Raw genomic sequence first — 743 nt, forward strand, 5'->3', positions numbered from 1 at the left:
GGACGGGCGCCGTGACGCTCTCCCGCGCGGCCTTCGCGGCGCACGGCCCCGCCCTCAGTCCCAGCGCCGGGAAGATCGCGGCCTCCAGGAAGCGCGTGAGGTACGTCTCGTCCGCGTGCCGGCCCTCCAGCATCGGCCGGGCCCGTACGACACCGATCAACTGGGCCGCCACGAATTCCGCCGCCGGATTGTCGGCGGCGATCTCGCCGCGCGCCACGGCGCGGCGGATCATCGCGTCGATCGCCGCGATCTCCGGCTCGATCAGCGCCTCACGCAGCGCCCGCAGCAGCTCCGGGTTCTGGAGGGCGGCGTGGCTGAGCGCGTGCATCAGCGTCGTGTCACGCCCCGAACCCGCCCCCGCGGTACAGGCCGCCGCGAGCAGGTCGCCCTTCAGGGTGCCGGTGTCGACGCGCGCCAGCGCGAGACAGCGGGTGCCGCGCAGCGCCGCCGCCACGAGCTGCGGCTTCGTACGCCACTGACGGTAGAGCGTGGACTTCCCGCAGCGGGTGCGCGCGGCGACGCCCTCCATGGTCAGCGCGTCGTACCCGCCTTCTCTGAGCAGGTCGAGAGCGGCCTCGTAGAACTCCAGCTCCCGTTCCGGCGTGATCTTGGAGCGGCGCTGCTGCGGCGTCATCGTCTCTCCCTCTGGATGCCGGATCAGATATCGATCCGGGTGTCGATACGGCAGTGTACCGATACGCCACTGTACCGATACGGATCCGTATCGGTACAGTGGCGTATCG

Annotated in this window: 1 protein-coding gene; it reads right to left on the reverse strand. The window is 71.1% G+C overall.

The window, feature by feature from the left end:
* The coding region (locus GT042_RS22420) for a TetR/AcrR family transcriptional regulator (protein ID WP_161310521.1) at positions 1 to 634 on the reverse strand (634 nt) is incomplete at its 3' end.
* Positions 635 to 743 lie beyond the last annotated feature (109 nt).

The sequence above is a fragment of the Streptomyces sp. SID3212 genome (genome assembly GCF_009865405.1).
GTDB lineage: Bacteria > Actinomycetota > Actinomycetes > Streptomycetales > Streptomycetaceae > Streptomyces.